The 210-nt window shown below is 39.0% G+C and carries 1 protein-coding gene; it reads right to left on the reverse strand.

From position 1 onward, the window contains the following. Positions 1–210 (reverse strand): hypothetical protein (locus V6255_RS18995; protein WP_341629486.1); only part of this gene is annotated, 210 nt, incomplete at both ends.

Consider the following 210-nt stretch of genomic DNA (forward strand, 5'->3'; position numbering starts at 1 on the left):
TTCTAAAACCTGTCGCCCTAATAACGGTGCTTATTTCACTTGTGTTGATATCAAGCGCTGATGGCGTGTCAGGCAGGTAGTGTGAATGAATATTATCGTCTGCAGGCGCTTGAATGTTGTTGTGTTGAATGTATTCTTCAATTTTGTCGGTAATACGTTTTTCTGAGTTGTATGCGTCCGTTAAATGTTTTGATAAGTCGTCTAAAAAGT

It is taken from the genome of Psychromonas arctica (assembly GCF_038155225.1).
GTDB classification, from domain to species: domain Bacteria; phylum Pseudomonadota; class Gammaproteobacteria; order Enterobacterales; family Psychromonadaceae; genus Psychromonas; species Psychromonas arctica_B.